The sequence below is a fragment of the Stenotrophomonas sp. PAMC25021 genome (genome assembly GCF_004795795.1).
GTDB lineage: Bacteria > Pseudomonadota > Gammaproteobacteria > Xanthomonadales > Xanthomonadaceae > Stenotrophomonas > Stenotrophomonas muris.
The window spans coordinates 2,548,351-2,565,857 of the sequence record NZ_CP039255.1; the positions used below are offsets into that span (position 1 = coordinate 2,548,351).

Below are 17,507 nucleotides of genomic sequence, written 5' to 3' on the forward strand. Positions count from 1 at the left end.
CAGGAGGCTGGACCCGACCGGTTCTCCGGAAGGGGCGACAGCGGAATCGGTGGCCACGCCCGCAGGGCCGGGCAGGGTATCGGGCGGATTATCGCCAAAAGTCGGCGGCGGCAAAGTGAAGTGGGTCGCCCTGCAGGCAAAAAAAAACCTGCCGCAGCGAGCGGCAGGTTCCTTTCGATGCAATGCCGTGGATCAGCGCTTCATCGAACCGAAGAACTCGTCGTTGGACTTGGTGTTCTTCATCTTGTCCAGCAGGAACTCCATCGCGGCCATTTCATCCATCGGATGCAGCAGCTTGCGCAGGATCCAGATCTTCTGCAGCAGTTCCGGCTCGATCAGCAGGTCCTCGCGGCGGGTGCCGGAACGGTTGATGTCGATGGCCGGGAACACGCGCTTTTCAGCGATACGGCGGCTCAGGTGCACTTCGCTGTTGCCGGTGCCCTTGAACTCTTCGTAGATCACCTCGTCCATCTTCGAGCCGGTGTCGACCAGCGCGGTGGCGATGATGGTCAGGCTGCCGCCTTCCTCCACGTTCCGCGCGGCACCGAAGAAGCGCTTCGGGCGGTGCAGGGCGTTGGCGTCCACACCACCGGTCAGCACCTTGCCCGAGCTCGGCACCACGTTGTTGTAGGCGCGAGCCAGGCGGGTGATCGAGTCGAGCAGGATCACCACGTCCTTCTTGTGCTCGACCAGGCGCTTGGCGCGCTCGATGACCATTTCGGCCACCTGCACGTGGCGCGCGGCCGGCTCGTCGAAGGTCGAGCTGATGACCTCGCCGCGCACGGTGCGCTGCATTTCGGTCACTTCTTCCGGGCGTTCGTCGATCAGCAGCACGATCAGGTGCACGTCCGGATGGTTGGTGGTGATGGCAGTGGCGACCTGCTGCATCATCATCGTCTTGCCGGCCTTCGGCTGGGACACGATGAGCGAGCGCTGGCCCTTGCCCTGCGGCGCCATCAGATCGAGGATGCGGCCGGTAATGTCTTCCGACGAACCGTTGCCACGCTCCAGGGTGAAGCGGCGGCGCGGGAACAGCGCGGTCAGGTTCTCGAACAGCACCTTGTTCTTCGACGCTTCGATCGGCTCACCGTTGATGGTGTCGACGATGTTCAGCGCGAAGTAGCGCTCGCCGTCCTTCGGGAAGCGGATGCGGCCGGAGATGTGGTCGCCGGTGCGCAGGTTGAAGCGGCGGATCTGGCTGGGCGAGATGTAGGTGTCGTCCGGGCCGGCCAGGTAGCTGGCTTCGGCCGCGCGCAGGAAGCCGAAGCCGTCCGGCAGGATTTCCAGCACGCCATCGGCGGCAACGCCGTCGCCGTGGCGGGTCAGCACCTTGAGCAGGGCGAAGATCACGTCCTGCTTGCGGGCACGGGCCACGCCTTCGGAGATCTGCAGCTGCTCGGCGATCTCCAGCAGCTTCTGTGCCGGCATGCGCTTGAGGTCGCTCAGCGAGTAGACCGGGAAGCCCTCGGGCACGTTGGCGTGCGGGCGCGGCACGAAGGGCTGCTGCTCGCCGCCGTCCTGCGGCATGCCGTCATCGCGGCCACCGCGGTTGCGGTCGCGGTCGCGACGGTTGCGGAAACGGTCGCGGCGATTGCCCTGGCCCTGCTGGCCGTTCTGGTTGTAGGGGTTGTTGTTCTGACCCTGGCCCTGGTGCTGCCCACCGCCCTGGTGGTTCTGCTGGCGCTGTCCGGATTCGCGGCCTTCGCCACCCTCACCGCCGCCGGAGGCGGGGGCTTCAGTGGCAGGCGCGCTCGGCGCGGGGGCGGCTGCAGCCGGTGCCGGCGCTTCGGGCGCGGCTGCCAGCGGCAGGGTCGGTTGCGCCGGAGCGGCGCTGGTTTCGGCGGCTGCCGGGGCGGCGGCCTTGCTCACGCGGGGCTTGCGCACGCGCTTTTCGGCGGGCGCATCGGCGCTGCCGGTTTCGGAAGTGTTATCGGACAAGAGCGTTATTCCTCGCTTGAAGGTGCGAGCGCCCGGCTGGGGCGGCGAACGTTGGGAATGGGTCTGGAAGAAACTGCGTCCAGAGGGTGCGGCACGCGAGCGCGGCCGGATATGCCGACACTATCATCGGCCTGCGGCGGCATGCAAGGGTCGCCGGGAACAGCATTCATGATGGACGCGGGGCGCCCGCCGGCAGCCGCGGGCAGCGGCTGCCGGGAACAGCAGGATCAGGCCAGGGCCTTGTCCAGCAGGCCGGCCAGCTGAGCCTTGCCCACCGCACCGATCTGCTCGCCGACCTTCTCGCCGTCCTTGAACACGACCAGGTACGGAATCGAACGCACGTGGTACTTGGCGGCCAGTGCGCGGTTGTGGTCGACGTTGACCTTGGCGATCTTGGCGCGGCCCTGGTAGGCATCGGCCAGTTCGTCCAGCGCCGGGGCGATCATCTTGCAGGGGCCACACCACTCGGCCCAGAAATCGACCAGCACCGGTTCCTTGGAATTCAGCACTGCGCTATCGAAGTCGGCGTCGCCGACATGTACAACCTTGTCGCTCATCTTGGTTTCTCGTCTTGGATTGCACCCGGCCATGCCGGAGGTGGGTGAACTGGGCCATGCCCGGTGGCGCGACCCTCGTCGTTGCCTCGCGGCGCACTGCCGCGGTGCGTTCGGCGGGATGCCTGGACGCTCACGGCCGGCAGTGTACCCCTATCGCAGGGCAGGGACAGGCGCCGGTTGGAACCCAGCGTATCGTGATCGCTTCGATGGCCGGTATGTGTCGGATTTCACTGTCTTCCTGTACATGGGGCTGGCAGTGGGCGACACCAGCGAACCCGGGCAGGCCGTTCAAGTCCGGTGTGGCTGGGTGAAGGTGGCGTCTCTGGACGCTATGAGACGCCGCATTCCGGTTTGCCTGCCCGAGTGCGGTAAACTGGGGCATTGTGCGGCGCGCGGACCGGTGGTCCCAGCCTGCCAACCCGCCGCAGGGGCCGCAGTTTGCGACGGTGCCCCTAGACGATGAAGTGCCAGCCGCCCCACGGGCCGGCGGCCATACCAAGACGGACTCATGAGCGACAAACCGCTGACCGATTTGACCTTCTCCTCCTTCGAGCTGCATCCGGCCCTGCAGGCCGGCCTTGAAGGAGCCGGATTCACCCGCTGCACCCCGATCCAGGCGCTGACCCTGCCGGTCGCGCTGCCCGGCGGTGATGTTGCCGGCCAGGCCCAGACCGGCACCGGCAAGACCCTGGCCTTCCTGGTCGCTGTCGTGAACCGCCTGCTGACCCGCCCGGCGCTGGCCGACCGCAAGCCGGAGGATCCGCGTGCGCTGATCCTTGCCCCGACCCGCGAACTGGCCATCCAGATCCACAAGGATGCGGTGAAGTTCGGTTCCGACCTGGGCCTGCGTTTCGCGCTGGTCTACGGTGGCGTGGATTACGACAAGCAGCGTGAGCTGCTGCAGCAGGGCGTGGACGTGATCATCGCCACCCCGGGTCGCCTGATCGACTACGTCAAGCAGCACAAGGTGGTTTCGCTGCACGCCTGCGAGATCTGCGTGCTGGACGAAGCCGATCGCATGTTCGATCTGGGCTTCATCAAGGACATCCGCTTCCTGCTGCGCCGCATGCCGGAACGCACCATCCGCCAGACCCTGCTGTTCAGTGCCACCCTCAGCCATCGCGTGCTGGAGCTGGCCTACGAGCACATGAACGAGCCGCAGAAGCTGGTGGTCGAAGCCGAGACCATCACCGCTGCGCGCGTGCGCCAGCGCATCTATTTCCCGGCCGACGACGAGAAGATCCCGCTGCTGCTGGGCCTGCTGTCGCGCAGTGAAGGCGCGCGCACCATGGTGTTCGTCAATACCAAGGTGTTCGTCGAGCGCGTCGCCCGCTCGCTGGAAAAGGCCGGCTACCGCGTCGGCGTGCTGTCCGGCGACGTGCCGCAGAAGAAGCGTGAGAGCCTGCTCAACCGCTTCCAGAAGGGCCAGCTGGAAATCCTGGTGGCCACCGACGTGGCCGCGCGTGGCCTGCACATCGACGGCATCAAGTACGTCTACAACTACGACCTGCCGTTCGACGCCGAAGACTACGTGCACCGCATCGGTCGTACCGCGCGCCTGGGCGAAGAGGGTGATGCGATCAGCTTCGCCTGCGAACGCTACGCGATGGGCCTGCCGGACATCGAGGCCTACATCGAGCAGAAGATCCCGTCCGAGCCGGTCACCAAGGAACTGTTGACGCCGCTGCCGCGCCCGGAACGCCCGGCCCCGGCTGCTGGCGAGGAAGGTGAGGAGAACGAGAGCGTCGGCCAGATCTTCCGTGAAGCGCGCGAAGCCCGCGCCGCTGAAGAAGAGCGCCGTGGTGGTGGTCGCAGTGGGGGCCGCTCCGGCGGTGGCCGTGGCGAGCGTCGCGACGGTGAGCGCAGCGGCGAGCGCCGTTCGCGTGGCCCGCGCAAGCCGCGCGTGGAAGGCGAGCAGGTTGCAGCTGCCCCGGCCGAAGGTGCTGAAGCCGCTGTCGCCCAGGCTCCGCGTCCGCCGCGCCCGCCCCGCGCCGAGGGCGCGCCGGAAGGTGCCGTGGATGGCGAGCGCAAGCCGCGCAAGCGCCGTCGTCGTCGCCACGGCCGTCCGGTCGAGGGTGGCGAGGGCGTGCAGGCCAACGCCGGCAACGGCGCCAGCCCGGTGACCCCGGTGCAGGTGGTGGCCAAGCCGGTGCGCACGGCGGGCGACAGCGGCGATTCGTTCCTGACCCGCATCGGCCGCAAGATCCGCCGGATGCTGTCGGGCAGCTGATCGGCGCTTTCGATCAGCGGGTAGCCCCCGACCGTTGGTCGGGTGACCTTGACCGGTAGTGCCGGCCGCTGGCCGGCAACCCACATGGCTGCCGGCCAGCGGCCGGCACTACCGATCGGCGCGACCGTCTCCACGAGGTCGCGCCGCTCCTGCATAATCGGGGCATGAGTGTCCTGCGCTTCGACAATGTCAGCAAACAGTACGCCGGTGGCCACGAGGCGCTGATCGATGTCAGCTTCGAGGTCGCGCCGGGCGAGATGCTGTTCGTCACCGGCCATTCCGGTGCGGGCAAGAGCACCCTGCTCAAGTTGATCCACCTCGACGAGCGGCCCAGCCGCGGCGCGGTGGTGTTCGACGAGCGCAACCTGCTGAAGGTGCGCGGCGGCGACGTGCCCCGCCACCGACGCGCGGTGGGCGCGGTCTACCAGGACCACCGGCTGCTGATGGACCGCTCGATCGCCGAGAACGTGGCGCTGCCGCTGATCCTGCGCGGCACCCGCCGTGGCGACATCAGCAAGCGCGTGCGCTCGGTGCTGGAGCGGATGGGCCTGGGCCATCGCGAGAAGGCGCTGCCCTCGCAGCTGTCGGCCGGCGAGCAGCAGCGCGTGGGCATCGCCCGCGCCATCGTCGGCGAGCCCAAGCTGCTGGTGGCCGATGAGCCGACCGGCAACCTCGACCCGACCCTGGCGGCGGAGATCATGGCCCTGTTCGCCGAGCTGCCCTCGCGCGGCACCAGCGTGCTGGTGGTCAGCCACGACCTGCCGCTGCTGCGCCGCATGCGCAAGCGCGTGCTGATCCTCGACCATGGCCGGCTGGTGGATGACATCTCGCCGCAGGACCTGGCGGAGTAACCGATGGCGAAGAACGAAAACAGCGAAGCCGCCGCCCCCTCGCGCGTGGGCGTCTGGTTCCAGCACCACGTGCACAGCGTGGTGTTCAGCCTGGGCCGCGCCTGCCGCAAGCCATGGGCGACCCTGCTGACGGTGATGGTCATGGCGCTGGCGCTGGCGCTGCCGCTGGGCCTGTCGATCGCGCTGGACAACCTCAAGCAGTTCGCCGGCAGCGTGCAGCAGTCGCGCGACATCAACGTGTTCCTGAAGGGCAACGTCGATGCACCCGGCGCGCTGCGCCTGGCCGGCCAGCTGCGCGACCGCGACGACGTGGCCGAAGTGAACGTGCGCACGCCCGAGCAGGGCCTGCAGGAACTGCGCGATGCCGGCCTGGGTGAGGCGATCGACGCACTCAACGACAATCCGCTGCCTTCGCTGCTGGTGATCACTCCCGGCCAGGGCAAGGACGACGCACGCCTGGCGCGCGCGCTGGAAAGCCTGCCCGAGGCCGATCTGGTGCAGCACGATGCGCTGTGGCGCCAGCGACTGGATGCCTGGCTTGCCTTCGGTGCGCGGCTGGTGCAGGTGCTGTCGGTCCTGCTCGGCGCAGGTGCCGCGCTGGTGGTCGGCAACACGGTGCGCCTGGACATCCAGGCCCGCCGCGAAGAGATCGGCGTGCTGCAGCTGCTCGGCGCCAGCGATGGCTTCATCCGCCGCCCGTTCCTGTACCTGGGCGCGTGGTACGGCCTGGGCGCCGGCGCGGTGGCGCTGGCCCTGATCGGCGCTGCGGGTGCCGCCCTGCGCATGCCGCTGGCCGAACTCTCGCGCAGCTACGGCAGCCCGTTCGTACTGCACGGCCTGGACCTGCTGCACGGCGGCCTGGTCCTGCTCGGCACGCTGCTGCTGGGTTGGCTGGGCGCCTGGCTGGTCACCGGCCACTTCCTCCGCCAGACCCGCCCGACCGACACCTGAGACCGGCATGCAACCGCAAGCGCTGAAACACCTTGAAGGGCCCGCGACGCGGGTGATGGTGGTCGATGGCTCGAAGCTGGTGCGCAAGCTGATCGCCGACGTCCTGCAGCGTGACCTGCCGGGCGTGGAGGTGATCGGCTGCGACAGCATCGAGGACGCACAGCAGGCGCTGGCACAGGGGCCGGTGGACCTGGTGACGACCTCGCTGACCCTGCGCGATGGCGACGGCCTGGCGCTGGCGCGGATGGTGCGCGAAGCGGCCGGCCAGGCCTATGTGCCGGTGATCGTGGTCTCCGGCGATGCCCAGCAGCACCTGGAGCAGCGCCGCTTCACCGAGTACGTCACCGACTATTTCGACAAATCGCTCGGCCATGAAGCACTGGCGACCTTCATCCGCGGCTACGTGCAGCCGCAGACCATCCCCGGCGCCACCATCCTCTATATCGAGGACAGCCGCGTGGTGGCCGAGGCCACCAAGCGCATGCTGGAACGCCAGCAGTTGAACGTGCTGCACGTGGTCAGCGCCGAAGAAGCGTTTACCCTGCTCACCGCCGAGTCGCTGGGCCGCAGTCGCCACCGCATCGACCTGGTGCTGACCGACGTCACCCTGAAGGGCGAACTGAGCGGTCGCGACGTGGTGCAGCGCGTGCGCGTGGATTTCGGCTACGGCAAGCGCCGCCTGCCGGTGCTGGTGATGACCGGCGATGGCAACCCGCACAACCAGACCGGGCTGCTGCAGTCCGGTGCCAACGACCTGGTGCTCAAGCCGATCGAAGAACGGCTGCTGGTCACCAAGGTGCTGTTCCAGCTGAGGCTGGCCCGATTGAACGATGGACCTCTGTTGCGATGATGGATGAAGTAGCCGACACCCCGACGATCCAGCTGGAACCGAGCTGGAAGCAGCATGTCGGCGATTACCTGTTGCAGCCGCAGATGCGCGAGCTGTCCAGCTTCCTGCGCCAGCGCAAGGCCAGTGGCGCGGCGGTGTTCCCGCCCGGCCCGCAGATCTTCGCTGCGTTCGACGCCACGCCGTTCGAGCAGGTGAAGGTGGTGATCCTCGGGCAGGACCCGTACCACGGTCGCGGCCAGGCACATGGCCTGAGTTTCTCGGTGCCGCCGGGCGTGCCGGTGCCGCCGTCGCTGCTGAACATCTACAAGGAGATGGAGAGCGATCTCGGTATCCCGCGTCCGGACCACGGCTGCCTGATTCCGTGGGCGCAGCGTGGCGTGCTGCTGCTCAATGCGGTACTGACGGTGGAAGAGGGCAAGGCCGGTGCGCACCAGGGTCGTGGCTGGGAAGGCTTCACCGACCACGTGGTGGATGTGCTCAACCGCGAGCGCGAAGGGCTGGTGTTCATGCTCTGGGGCGCCTATGCGCAGCAGAAGGGCAAGGTGATCGACACCCGCCGCCATCGCGTGCTGAAGTCGCCGCATCCGTCGCCGCTTTCGGCCCATCGGGGCTTCCTCGGCTGTCGTCATTTCTCGATGGCCAACGAGTACCTGCAGCGCCGCGGCCAGGCCCCGATCGACTGGTCGCTGCCGCCGCGCTCGGCACTCTGAGGGCCGGCGGGCCGCTGGGCCTGAACACCGGGCAACGTTCCCGGGCCTGAATGGGCCTTCAGAACGGCCCGTTCAGCTCCGCTTGACCGGAATCGGCCGCTTTACGGCAGGTAATTGCTTGAATTCCAAGGGATTGTGAATCCCGAAAAGCATGCTCGCCACTGTCATCAAATCGCGCTACGGTAGGGCTCTGTTTGGGACCAGTGTTGCATCAATGGGATGCTGGAACTTTTTCCTCCTTTAGCAGTCCAAATCCCGGACTGCTAAGATGGGTGCCTATGAGCCAGAACACCTCTACTGCCCTTGTGGCAAACAATCTCCCGATTCCCAGTGCGCTCGGTTCGCTGGACGCCTACATCGGTGCCGTGCACCAGATCCCGGTGCTGTCGGTCGATGACGAACAGGACCTGGCCCGTCGCTTCCGCGACGGCAACGATCTGGACGCTGCCCGCGAGCTGGTGCATTCGCACCTGCGCTTCGTGGTGCACGTGGCCCGCGGCTACAACGGCTACGGCCTTGCCCTGGGTGACCTGATCCAGGAAGGCAACATCGGCCTGATGAAGGCGGTCAAGCGCTTCGACCCGGACATGGGCGTGCGCCTGGTCTCCTTCGCCGTGCACTGGATCCGTGCCGAGATGCACGAGTTCATCCTGAAGAACTGGCGCATCGTGAAGGTCGCCACCACCAAGGCGCAGCGCAAGCTGTTCTTCAACCTGCGCAAGTCGAAGACGCGCCTGGGCTGGATGAACGCGGCGGAAGTGAGCGCGGTGGCCAAGGACCTGAACGTGTCCGAGCGCGAGGTCATGGAAATGGAGTCGCGCCTGTCGGGTCGCGATATCGGGTTCGATGCGCCGACCGACGAGGACAACGAGCACGCGCCGCCGTCGCCGGCTGCGTTCCTGGTTGCCGATGACGAAGACCCGTCGATGGCCTACGAGCGCGAGGACAGCGAAGACAACCAGATGCAGCTGCTGCGCGAAGGCCTGGCGGAACTGGATGCCCGCTCGCGCGACATCATCCGCCGCCGCTGGCTGGACGCGGACAGCAAGGTGACGCTGCAGGAACTGGCCGACGAGTACGGCGTGTCGGCCGAGCGCATCCGCCAGGTTGAAGCGAACGCGCTGAAGAAGATGAAGGCGCTGTTCACCGCGTAAGCGGGGTGGCGTTGGATTGAAGAAGGGCCCGGCGGAGATGCCGGGCCTTTTTGTTTCTGGAGCGCATCCACGCATGGCGTGGATCAATCCTGGCGCCAGGGCGGCAGCTGCGCCGACCGGAGCATGCGCTGGACGCTGATTTTCACGCCGTACCACTCGGTGGCACGGTATGATCATGTCACGTGTCTTCCGCACTCGAAGCTTCAACCGCAGTACACGACGTTCTTCACTGACCGATAGAGCCTTGTGCCGCGCGGTGGTGGAAATGCGTCAAGGACTGATTGATGCAGATATAGGGGGCGGCCTTCTCAAAAAGCGGGTTGTGCTGCCGGGCCGCGGAAAGCGCGGTAGCGCCCGCGTTATTGTCGCAACTAGGGTGGGGCGCTACTGGTTCTTTCTCTTCTGCTACGAGAAGAACGCGCGCGCGACCATCAGTAGTGCGGAACGGGACGCCCTTCAGCCGTATGCGTCTGAGTTCTTGAGAATGAGCCCTGAACAGTTGGACAGGGCAGTTATCTGCGGAGAACTGCAGGAGATTTGCCATGACAAAGACGGTTGAACATGGACGTGCAAAGAGTGCGATCCTCGATGCGGTGCATGAAGGCGAGGCGGGCCTTTACGCCAGCGGCTTCATCGACAAGCGGCGCATGAGCATGTACGAGGCGCTTTGTCTGAGGCCTGTGCCCGAATACAGCAGCGCCCAGATCCGTGCACTTCGCACGTCGTTGGAACTTAGCCAGCCGGTGTTCGCAGGTGTGCTCAACACCAGCGTTTCGACGGTCCGTAGCTGGGAACAGGGCGGGAAGAAGCCGAGCGGGCCGTCGCTGAAGCTTTTGAACCTGATTGATCGGAAGGGTCTCGAAGCAGTCCTGTAAAGCAAAGGCCCGGCAATGCCGGGCCTTTGCTTTACTGTGGTATTCAATCCGCGCCATGCATGGAAGCGGGGGTGTGCCTCACCCCTCGCGTGCGATCGCGCGCCAACCAATGTCGTTGCGGTGGAACGCGTTGGCCCAGCTCACCTTGGCCACGCCGGCATAGGCATTGGCCTGCGCGTCGCGCACGCTGTCGCCCAGTGCGGCCACGCACAGCACGCGACCGCCCGCACTGACCACGTGGCCCTGCGCATCCAATGCCGTACCGGCATGGAACACCTTGGCACTGGCCGGCACGTCGTCCAGGCCGGAAATCACGTCACCGGTGATCGGCGCTTCCGGGTACGGCCTGGCCGCCAGCACCACGCCCAGCGACGGGCGCGCGTCCCACTGCGCTTCGACCTCATCCAGGCGGCCATCGATAGCCGCTTCCACCAGCTCGACCAGGTCCGACTGCAGGCGCAGCATCACTGGCTGGGTTTCCGGGTCGCCAAAGCGCACGTTGAATTCGATCACCTTCGGTGCGCCGCTGGCATCGATCATCAGGCCGGCGTAGAGGAAACCGGTGAACGGGATGCCGTCGGCAATCATGCCCTGCACGGTGGGGTTCACCACCTCGCGCATCACCCGTGCATGCACCTCCGGCGTCACCACCGGGGCCGGCGAATAGGCGCCCATGCCGCCGGTATTCGGGCCGGTGTCGCCGTCGCCGACGCGCTTGTGGTCCTGCGAGGTGGCCATCGGCAGCGCATGCACGCCGTCCACCATCGAAATGAAGCTGGCTTCCTCACCGTCGAGGAATTCCTCGATGACCACGCGCGCACCGGCATCGCCAAACGCGTTGCCGGACAGCATGTCACGCACCGCGTCCTCAGCCTCGGTCAGGCTCATCGCCACGATCACGCCCTTGCCGGCGGCCAGGCCATCGGCCTTGACCACGATCGGTGCGCCCTTCTCGCGTACATATGCCAGCGCGGCGTCCACGTCGCTGTGCACGGCGTAGTACGCGGTGGGGATGTTGTGGCGGGCCAGGAAGTCCTTGGCGTAGGCCTTGCTGCCTTCCAGCTGCGCGGCGGCGGCGGTCGGCCCGAAGATGCGCAGGCCGGCGGCGCGGAAGCGGTCGACCACGCCGGCCACCAGCGGTACTTCCGGGCCTACCACGGTCAGCGCTACGCCTTCGGCCTGGGCCAGCGCCAGCAGGCCGTCGATATCGGTGACCTTGACTGCCACGTTGCGGCACGTGTCTTCGCTGGCGGTACCGGCGTTGCCGGGCGCCACGATCACTTCGGTGACACGGGAGGACTGGGCCAGCTTCCATGCCAGGGCGTGTTCGCGGCCGCCAGAGCCGATGACGAGGATCTTCATGGGACAGGGTTCTCGGGTACGGAAGAGAAAAGCCGGGCAGGGCCCGGCTTGGTGATGCGGATCAGTGGCGGAAGTGGCGCACGCCGGTGAACACCATGGCCAGGCCATGTTCGTCGGCGGCGGCGATCACTTCGGCATCGCGCATCGAACCGCCCGGCTGGATGACCGCCTTGATGCCGGCGGCTGCAGCGGCATCGATGCCATCGCGGAACGGGAAGAAGGCGTCGGAGGCCATCACCGAGCCCTCGACCACCAGGTTCGCATCGGCGGCCTTGATGCCGGCGATGCGGGCCGAGTACACGCGGCTCATCTGGCCGGCACCGACACCGATGGTGCGGTTGTCCTTGGCATAGACGATCGCGTTGGACTTCACGAACTTGGCCACGTTCCAGGCGAACAGCAGATCGGTGAACTGCTTGTCGGTCGGCGCCAGCCTGCTGACCACCTTCAGTTCGTCGCGGGTCATGCCGCGGTTGTCCGAGGACTGCAGCAGCAGGCCCGAGCCGACGCGCTTGCTGTCGAAGTTGTTCAGCCCGTCGCCGTGCGGGATGCGCAGTACGCGCACGTTGGCCTTCTTCTGCGCGTACTCCAGCGCGGCCGGCTCGTAGTCCGGGGCGATCAGCACTTCGACGAACTGGCGGTCGAGGATCACCTTGGCGGTGGCGGCATCCAGCGGCTTGTTGAAGGCGATGATGCCGCCGAAGGCGCTGGTCGGGTCGGTGGCGTAGGCCAGCTCGTAGGCATCGCCGTTGCCGGCGCCGACGGCCACGCCGCACGGGTTGGCGTGCTTGACGATGACGCAGGCCGGCGCATCGAACTGGCGCACGCATTCCCACGCCGCATCGGCGTCGGCCAGGTTGTTGTAGCTCAGCTCCTTGCCCTGCAGCTGCTGGAAGGTGGCCAGCGTGCCCGGCACCGGGTACAGGTCGCGGTAGAACGCGCCGCTCTGGTGCGGGTTCTCGCCATAGCGCAGGTCCATCACCTTCACGAAGGTGGAGTTCATCTGCGCCGGGTACTCGGCACGGGCCGGCACGGCGGCGTCAGTGGCGGTGACCGCCGACAGGTAGTTGCTGATCGCCGCATCGTACTGGGCGACGCGGTTGAACGCGGCCACCGAGAATGCGAAGCGGGTGGCCGCCGTCAGCTGGCCGTTGTTGGCCTCCAGCGAGGCCAGCAGCTCGGCGTACTGCGACGGATCGGTGGCCACCGCCACGCGGGCGAAGTTCTTGGCCGCCGAGCGCAGCATGGCCGGGCCGCCGATGTCGATGTTCTCGACCGCGTCGGCCAGGGTGCAGTCGGCCTGGGCGGTGACCGATTCGAACGGGTACAGGTTCAGCACCAGCAGGTCGATGGCACCGATACCGTGCTCGGCCATCACTGCGTCATCCAGGCCGGAGCGGCCCAGCAGGCCGCCGTGCACCGTCGGGTGCAGGGTCTTGACCCGGCCGTCCATCATTTCCGGGAAGCCGGTGACCTCGGCCACGTCCTTCACGGCCAGGCCCGCATCGCGGATCGCCTTGGCGGTGCCGCCGGTGGACAACAGCTCCACGCCGCGTGCCGCCAGCGCAGTGGCCAGCTCGACCAGGCCGGTCTTGTCGGAAACGGAGAGGAGGGCCCGGCGGACGGGCAACAGATCAGCAGTCATGGGACAGAATCGGCAGCGGAGCGGGGCCGATATTGTAGGCGGTGGTGGCCGGTGGCGGGCGCCGGCGGGGAAAATCGACCCGCACCCACGGCCTGTGGCCGCCTTCAGCACAGCCTGGCCGGGGGCGGTCCGCAAGCAATTCGATGGGGCGCGCTGCTCCAATCGGGTAGGCTGTGCCGGAACTGCCAAGGATCAGCGGGTTCGGATCGTGTCGATCTATGCATTGAAAGGACGTTTTCAGGACCTGTTGCGTCCGGCCGTACGCGGTCTGTACCGCATGGGGATCACCGCCAATGCGGTGACCGTGACCGCGGCCGTGGTCTCGCTGCTGGTCGCTGCCGCCGTCTGGTGCTGCGCGCCGGCCCAGCCCCTGCTGTACCTGCTGCTGCCGCTGTGGATGCTGCTGCGCATGGCGCTCAACGCCGTGGACGGCATGTTGGCCCGCGAGTTCGGCCAGCAGTCGCGGCTGGGCGCCTATCTGAACGAGCTGTGCGATGTGATCGCCGATGCGGCGCTATACCTGAGCCTGCTCAGCGTGCCGGGCGTGCGCCCGGAAGTGCTGTGGCTGCTGGCCTGGACGGCGGCGCTGAGCGAGTACGCCGGGGTGCTGGGGCTGATGGTCGGTGCCAGCCGCCGCTATGACGGCCCGATGGGCAAGAGTGACCGCGCCTTCGTCGTCGGCGTGCTGGGTCTGCTGCTGGCGTCTGAGTGGGTTGGCGCGATGACGGTCACTGGCGTGGCTGCGGCCATGGCGGTGCTGTGCATGCTGACCATGATCAACCGCGTCCGTCGCGGACTGCGGGAAACGGCGGTTTCGTCGAATTAATCAAGCAGATACAAAAAGACAATCAGGAGATTGCATGCGTCAGGCGCAGGAACGGGAATTCCACAGCTTCGACCAGGTACCGCTGTTCTACCGGTACTGGGCGGGCACCACCGCCACCCCGGCCACCCGGGCCATCGTGCTGCTGCACCGCGGCCACGAGCACTCCGGGCGCGTCACCCACCTGGTCGATGAGCTGGACCTGCCAGACACCGCCTTCTTCGCCTGGGATGCGCGCGGCAATGGCCGTTCGCCGGGTGCGCGTGGCGATGCACCGGGCTTCCCGGCGCTGGTGCGCGACCTCGACAGCTTCATCGCCCACATCGGCGCCGAGCACGGCATTGCGGTGGAAGACATCGTGGTGATCGCGCAGAGCGTAGGGGCGGTGGTCGCCGCGACCTGGGTGCACGATTACGCGCCACGCCTGCGTGCGCTGGTGATGGCTTCACCGGCGTTCAAGGTGAAGCTGTACGTGCCGTTCGCGCGGCCGGGCCTGGCCTTGATGCAGAAGCTGCGCGGCAACTTCTTCGTCAACAGCTACGTCAAGCCGCAGTGGCTGACCCATGACCCGGCGCGGGTGGAAAGCTACCGTACCGATCCGCTGATCACCCGGCCGATCTCGGTGCGCGTGCTGCTGGGCCTGTACGAAGCGGCCGACCGCATCGTGGCCGATGCGCAGGCGATCAGCGTGCCGGTGCAGCTGCTGGTGTCCGGCTCGGATTTCGTGGTGCACCGTGGCCCGCAGGATCGCTTCTATGAGCGCCTGTCCAGCCCGATCAAGGAGCGGGTGCACCTGCCGGGCTTCTTCCACGACACGCTGGGCGAGCGCGATCGGGCACCGGCACTGGCGCGCATCCGCAGCTTCATCCAGGCGCGTTTCGCCGAACCGTTGCGCGAGCTGTCACGGCGCGACGCGCACCGCCATGGGCCGACCTTCGAAGAGTCGGAGATACTGGCCTGGCCACCGGAACGCAACAGCCTGGCCGACCTGCGCTGGCGCGTGGTACGTGGCGGCCTGCGCTTCGGCGGCACGCTGTCCGAAGGCATCGCGCTGGGCCTGCAGACCGGTTTCGATTCCGGTAGCACGCTGGACTACATCTACCGGAATGAGGCGCGCGGCAAGGGCCCATTGGGGCGGATGGTCGACCGCAACTACCTGGATGCGATCGGCTGGCGTGGCATCCGCGTGCGTGGCCAGCACCTGCAGGAACTGCTGCGCGACGCCGCACAGCGCCTGCGCGGGCAGGGCACGCCGGTGCGGGTGCTGGACGTGGCCGCCGGCCATGGCCGCTATGTGCTGGAAGCACTGGGCCAGGGCGAGCAGCGCGCCGACCGCATCGTGCTGCGCGACTTCAGCGATCTGAACGTGACCCAGGGCCAGGCGTTGATCCAGCGCCTGGGCGCGGCCGACATCGCGCGCTTCGAGCAGGGTGATGCGTTCGACCCGGCACAGCTGGCCAAGGTCGATCCAGCGCCGACGCTGGCGGTAGTCTCGGGCCTGTACGAACTGTTCCCCGACAACGACGCCGTGCTGCGCTCGCTGCAGGGCATTGCCGCAGCGGTGCCGGTGGGTGGCTACCTGGCCTATACCGGCCAGCCCTGGCACCCGCAGCTGGAATTCATTGCCCGTGCCTTGACCAGCCACCGCGGTGGCGCGGCGTGGGTGATGCGCCGCCGTACCCAGCAGGAGATGGACGAGCTGGTGCGCCTGGCCGGGTTCGAGAAGGTGGCGCAGCGTATCGACGACTTCGGCATCTTCACCGTATCGCTGGCGCGCCGGACCGCGTGATGGCGACGCTCGCCGCATCCCCACTGGCCGCAGAGGGGCGCCCCTGGCGGCGCGCCCTGTTGTGGCTGGCCCTGCTGGGTCCGTTCTTCTTCGCCAGTTATGGCTTCGCCAACTGGATGGCCGGCCGCCACGCCACCCTGCCGGTGATGGCGTTCGGCTGGGAGACCCGCATCCCGTTCGTGCCATGGACCATCGTGCCGTACTGGTCGATCGACCTGTTCTACGCGGTCTCGTTCTTCCTGTGCCGGCAACGGCTGGAGCTGGACCGGCACGCATTGCGGCTGTTCAGCGCACAGCTGATCGCCGTGAGCTGCTTCCTGCTGTGGCCGCTGCGCTTCAGCTTCGAGCGTCCGCAGATCGGCGGTGTGTTCGGCTGGCTGTTCGATGTGCTGCTGGGCTTCGACAAGCCGTTCAACCAGGCACCGTCGCTGCACATCGTGTTGCTGATCGTGCTGTGGGTGAAGTTCGCACAGTACCTGCACGGGGTGTGGCGCTGGGTGCTGCACGCGTGGGCGCTGTTGATCGGCGTCTCGGTGCTGACCACGTTCCAGCATCACTTCATCGATATCCCGACCGGCCTGCTGGCCGGCTGGTTGTGCGTGTGGCTGTGGCCGGAGCAGGGCACGCCCCCGCTGCGTGCATGGCGCACGGCACGTGATGCCAAGCGCTGGCGCCTGGCAGGGGTGTACCTGCTGGGGGCCGCTGTACTGCTGGTGCCGGTGGTGCTTCTGCGTGGCGCCGCGTTGTGGCTGCTGTGGCCGGTGGTGTCGCTGCTGCTGGTGGCGCTGGCCTATGCCGGGCTGGGTACCGCGGTGTTCCAGAAGCGCGCCGATGGTCGCCTGACCATGGCGGCACGCTGGCTGCTGGCGCCGTACCTGGGCGCAGCCTGGGTCAATTCGCGGCTGTGGACGCGGCGTGCGCCGCATCCGGTGCCGGTGATGGATGACGTGTGGCTGGGACGCATTCCCTGTGCTGCGTTGCCAACACCGCTGGTCGGCGTGGTCGATACCTGTGCTGAACTGTCCTGCCGCGCGCCGGGCGCGGCGTATGCCAGCGTGCCGATGCTGGACCTGGTGGTGCCCACGCCGGAACAGCTGCGCGAGGCGGCCGATGCCATCGAGCGTCTGCGCGTGCAGGGGCCGCTGCTGGTGTGCTGCGCGCTGGGCTATTCGCGCAGCGCCGCCAGCGTCGCCACCTGGCTGCTGCGCAGTGGTCGTGCCGCCGATGCGAACGCGGCAGTGGCGATCGTGCGGGCTGCACGCCCCGGCATCGTGCTGCACGCGGCGCATCTGCATGCCATCACTGCTGCGGCAGGAGCGCGCGCATGAGCACGGTTCCTGATCTGGTGACCATGCAGCTGCTGCTGCGCCAGGGGCGTTGGCCGGCGCTGCTGTCGCTGGGCCTGTTGCTGGTGGCACTGCTGCTGCTCGGCACCGAGCCGGGGCTGGCGATGATCGCTGCCGGCCTGTTGCTGCTCAGTGTTGCCGCGGGCATCGCACAGGCCTACCACGCGTGGCGGGTGGGGCTGGATGCCAGCCTGCTGCAGCTGCTGCGCGATGAAGGACTGGAGGGCGAAGCCGCCGCACGCCGCATCGATCAGCTGCTGCACGACAGTGGCCTGCGCCGCGCGTCGCCCGATGCGCCACTGCGTGGCTGGGATGCGCGCTGGTCCGGCATGCGCCGCCTGCTGCTGCGCCAGTACCTGCTGACCGCAGTGCAGTTCGCACTGCTGGTGCTGGCCGTGGTGTGGCCGCAGACGTGAATGGGAGTGA

Annotated in this window: 16 protein-coding genes; 12 read left to right on the plus strand and 4 right to left on the minus strand. The window is 67.5% G+C overall.

Annotated features, from left to right (window positions below):
• Nucleotides 1-192 precede the first annotated feature (192 nt).
• Nucleotides 193-1,938 carry a transcription termination factor Rho gene (gene rho / locus E5790_RS11975; protein WP_046429862.1) on the minus strand — a complete coding sequence of 582 codons (1,746 nt, stop codon included), beginning with the start codon at nucleotides 1,936-1,938 and terminating at the stop codon, nucleotides 193-195.
• Between the two features lie 227 nt (nucleotides 1,939-2,165).
• On the minus strand, nucleotides 2,166-2,495 hold the full coding sequence (trxA, locus tag E5790_RS11980; protein WP_005411275.1) for a thioredoxin: 330 nt from the start codon (nucleotides 2,493-2,495) through the stop codon (nucleotides 2,166-2,168).
• A 508-nt stretch (nucleotides 2,496-3,003) separates the two neighbouring features.
• Here trxA and rhlB point away from each other — a divergent pair.
• The 8 genes from rhlB (at nucleotide 3,004) to E5790_RS12025 (ending at nucleotide 10,116) form a co-directional block, all read left to right on the plus strand.
• Nucleotides 3,004-4,725 carry an ATP-dependent RNA helicase RhlB gene (gene rhlB, locus E5790_RS11990; protein ID WP_111205606.1) on the plus strand — a complete coding sequence of 574 codons (1,722 nt, stop codon included), beginning with the start codon at nucleotides 3,004-3,006 and terminating at the stop codon, nucleotides 4,723-4,725.
• A 164-nt stretch (nucleotides 4,726-4,889) separates the two neighbouring features.
• Complete coding sequence (ftsE, locus tag E5790_RS11995) at nucleotides 4,890-5,576, plus strand: cell division ATP-binding protein FtsE (protein ID WP_014648630.1); 687 nt, start codon at nucleotides 4,890-4,892, stop codon at nucleotides 5,574-5,576.
• Nucleotides 5,577-5,579: 3 nt separating this feature from the next.
• Nucleotides 5,580-6,527, plus strand: a complete 948-nt coding sequence (gene ftsX / locus E5790_RS12000) for a permease-like cell division protein FtsX (RefSeq protein ID WP_032961674.1) — start codon at nucleotides 5,580-5,582, stop codon at nucleotides 6,525-6,527.
• A 7-nt stretch (nucleotides 6,528-6,534) separates the two neighbouring features.
• Nucleotides 6,535-7,377, plus strand: coding sequence for a response regulator (locus E5790_RS12005; protein ID WP_019660837.1), 843 nt, complete (start codon nucleotides 6,535-6,537; stop codon nucleotides 7,375-7,377).
• Nucleotides 7,374-8,087: a uracil-DNA glycosylase gene (gene ung, locus E5790_RS12010; protein ID WP_111205605.1), complete on the plus strand. Its 714-nt coding sequence runs from the start codon at nucleotides 7,374-7,376 to the stop codon at nucleotides 8,085-8,087. The genes E5790_RS12005 and ung overlap by 4 nt, the downstream gene beginning before the upstream one ends.
• 278 nt (nucleotides 8,088-8,365) lie before the next feature.
• Nucleotides 8,366-9,241: an RNA polymerase sigma factor RpoH gene (rpoH, locus tag E5790_RS12015; RefSeq protein ID WP_005411269.1), complete on the plus strand. Its 876-nt coding sequence runs from the start codon at nucleotides 8,366-8,368 to the stop codon at nucleotides 9,239-9,241.
• A 175-nt stretch (nucleotides 9,242-9,416) separates the two neighbouring features.
• On the plus strand, nucleotides 9,417-9,800 hold the full coding sequence (locus E5790_RS12020; RefSeq protein WP_247594913.1) for a type II toxin-antitoxin system RelE/ParE family toxin: 384 nt from the start codon (nucleotides 9,417-9,419) through the stop codon (nucleotides 9,798-9,800).
• Nucleotides 9,784-10,116, plus strand: a complete 333-nt coding sequence (locus tag E5790_RS12025; RefSeq protein WP_111205603.1) for a DNA-binding transcriptional regulator — start codon at nucleotides 9,784-9,786, stop codon at nucleotides 10,114-10,116. The genes E5790_RS12020 and E5790_RS12025 overlap by 17 nt, the downstream gene beginning before the upstream one ends.
• A 78-nt stretch (nucleotides 10,117-10,194) precedes the next feature.
• Here the strand turns inward: E5790_RS12025 and purD are convergent, their stop codons facing one another.
• Together purD and purH are read right to left on the minus strand one after the other, a co-directional pair.
• Nucleotides 10,195-11,478: a phosphoribosylamine--glycine ligase gene (gene purD, locus E5790_RS12030; RefSeq protein ID WP_014648625.1), complete on the minus strand. Its 1,284-nt coding sequence runs from the start codon at nucleotides 11,476-11,478 to the stop codon at nucleotides 10,195-10,197.
• Between the two features lie 61 nt (nucleotides 11,479-11,539).
• Nucleotides 11,540-13,123, minus strand: a complete 1,584-nt coding sequence (purH, locus tag E5790_RS12035; RefSeq protein ID WP_111205602.1) for a bifunctional phosphoribosylaminoimidazolecarboxamide formyltransferase/IMP cyclohydrolase — start codon at nucleotides 13,121-13,123, stop codon at nucleotides 11,540-11,542.
• A 208-nt stretch (nucleotides 13,124-13,331) separates the two neighbouring features.
• On the opposite strand from purH, the gene E5790_RS12040 reads away from it, so the two are divergent.
• The 4 genes from E5790_RS12040 to E5790_RS12055 are packed head-to-tail and all read left to right on the plus strand — an operon-like array spanning nucleotide 13,332 to nucleotide 17,497.
• The gene (locus E5790_RS12040; RefSeq protein ID WP_111205601.1) at nucleotides 13,332-13,949 is read left to right on the plus strand and encodes a CDP-alcohol phosphatidyltransferase family protein; all 618 of its coding nucleotides are present in this window, start codon (nucleotides 13,332-13,334) and stop codon (nucleotides 13,947-13,949) included.
• Nucleotides 13,950-13,983: 34 nt separating this feature from the next.
• Nucleotides 13,984-15,735, plus strand: coding sequence for a bifunctional alpha/beta hydrolase/class I SAM-dependent methyltransferase (locus tag E5790_RS12045; protein WP_049439322.1), 1,752 nt, complete (start codon nucleotides 13,984-13,986; stop codon nucleotides 15,733-15,735).
• Between the two features lie 23 nt (nucleotides 15,736-15,758).
• Entirely contained in the window at nucleotides 15,759-17,063 is a 1,305-nt protein-coding gene (locus tag E5790_RS12050; RefSeq protein WP_172617731.1) for a phosphatase PAP2/dual specificity phosphatase family protein, read from the plus strand.
• Nucleotides 17,060-17,497 carry a hypothetical protein gene (locus tag E5790_RS12055; RefSeq protein ID WP_111205600.1) on the plus strand — a complete coding sequence of 146 codons (438 nt, stop codon included), beginning with the start codon at nucleotides 17,060-17,062 and terminating at the stop codon, nucleotides 17,495-17,497. The genes E5790_RS12050 and E5790_RS12055 overlap by 4 nt, the downstream gene beginning before the upstream one ends.
• The last annotated feature ends 10 nt before the right edge of the window (nucleotides 17,498-17,507 follow it).

Excerpts from the sequence above, each read along its gene's own strand:
- trxA (WP_005411275.1), bottom strand. The coding sequence starts at position 2,495 with ATGAGCGACAAGGTTGTACATGTCGGCGACGCCGACTTCGATAGCGCA.
- rhlB (WP_111205606.1), top strand. The coding sequence starts at position 3,004 with ATGAGCGACAAACCGCTGACCGATTTGACCTTCTCCTCCTTCGAGCTG.
- ftsE (WP_014648630.1), top strand. The coding sequence starts at position 4,890 with ATGAGTGTCCTGCGCTTCGACAATGTCAGCAAACAGTACGCCGGTGGC.
- ftsX (WP_032961674.1), top strand. The coding sequence starts at position 5,580 with ATGGCGAAGAACGAAAACAGCGAAGCCGCCGCCCCCTCGCGCGTGGGC.
- E5790_RS12005 (WP_019660837.1), top strand. The coding sequence starts at position 6,535 with ATGCAACCGCAAGCGCTGAAACACCTTGAAGGGCCCGCGACGCGGGTG.
- ung (WP_111205605.1), top strand. The coding sequence starts at position 7,374 with ATGATGGATGAAGTAGCCGACACCCCGACGATCCAGCTGGAACCGAGC.
- rpoH (WP_005411269.1), top strand. The coding sequence starts at position 8,366 with ATGAGCCAGAACACCTCTACTGCCCTTGTGGCAAACAATCTCCCGATT.
- E5790_RS12020 (WP_247594913.1), top strand. The coding sequence starts at position 9,417 with ATGTCACGTGTCTTCCGCACTCGAAGCTTCAACCGCAGTACACGACGT.
- E5790_RS12025 (WP_111205603.1), top strand. The coding sequence starts at position 9,784 with ATGACAAAGACGGTTGAACATGGACGTGCAAAGAGTGCGATCCTCGAT.
- purD (WP_014648625.1), bottom strand. The coding sequence starts at position 11,478 with ATGAAGATCCTCGTCATCGGCTCTGGCGGCCGCGAACACGCCCTGGCA.
- purH (WP_111205602.1), bottom strand. The coding sequence starts at position 13,123 with ATGACTGCTGATCTGTTGCCCGTCCGCCGGGCCCTCCTCTCCGTTTCC.
- E5790_RS12045 (WP_049439322.1), top strand. The coding sequence starts at position 13,984 with ATGCGTCAGGCGCAGGAACGGGAATTCCACAGCTTCGACCAGGTACCG.
- E5790_RS12055 (WP_111205600.1), top strand. The coding sequence starts at position 17,060 with ATGAGCACGGTTCCTGATCTGGTGACCATGCAGCTGCTGCTGCGCCAG.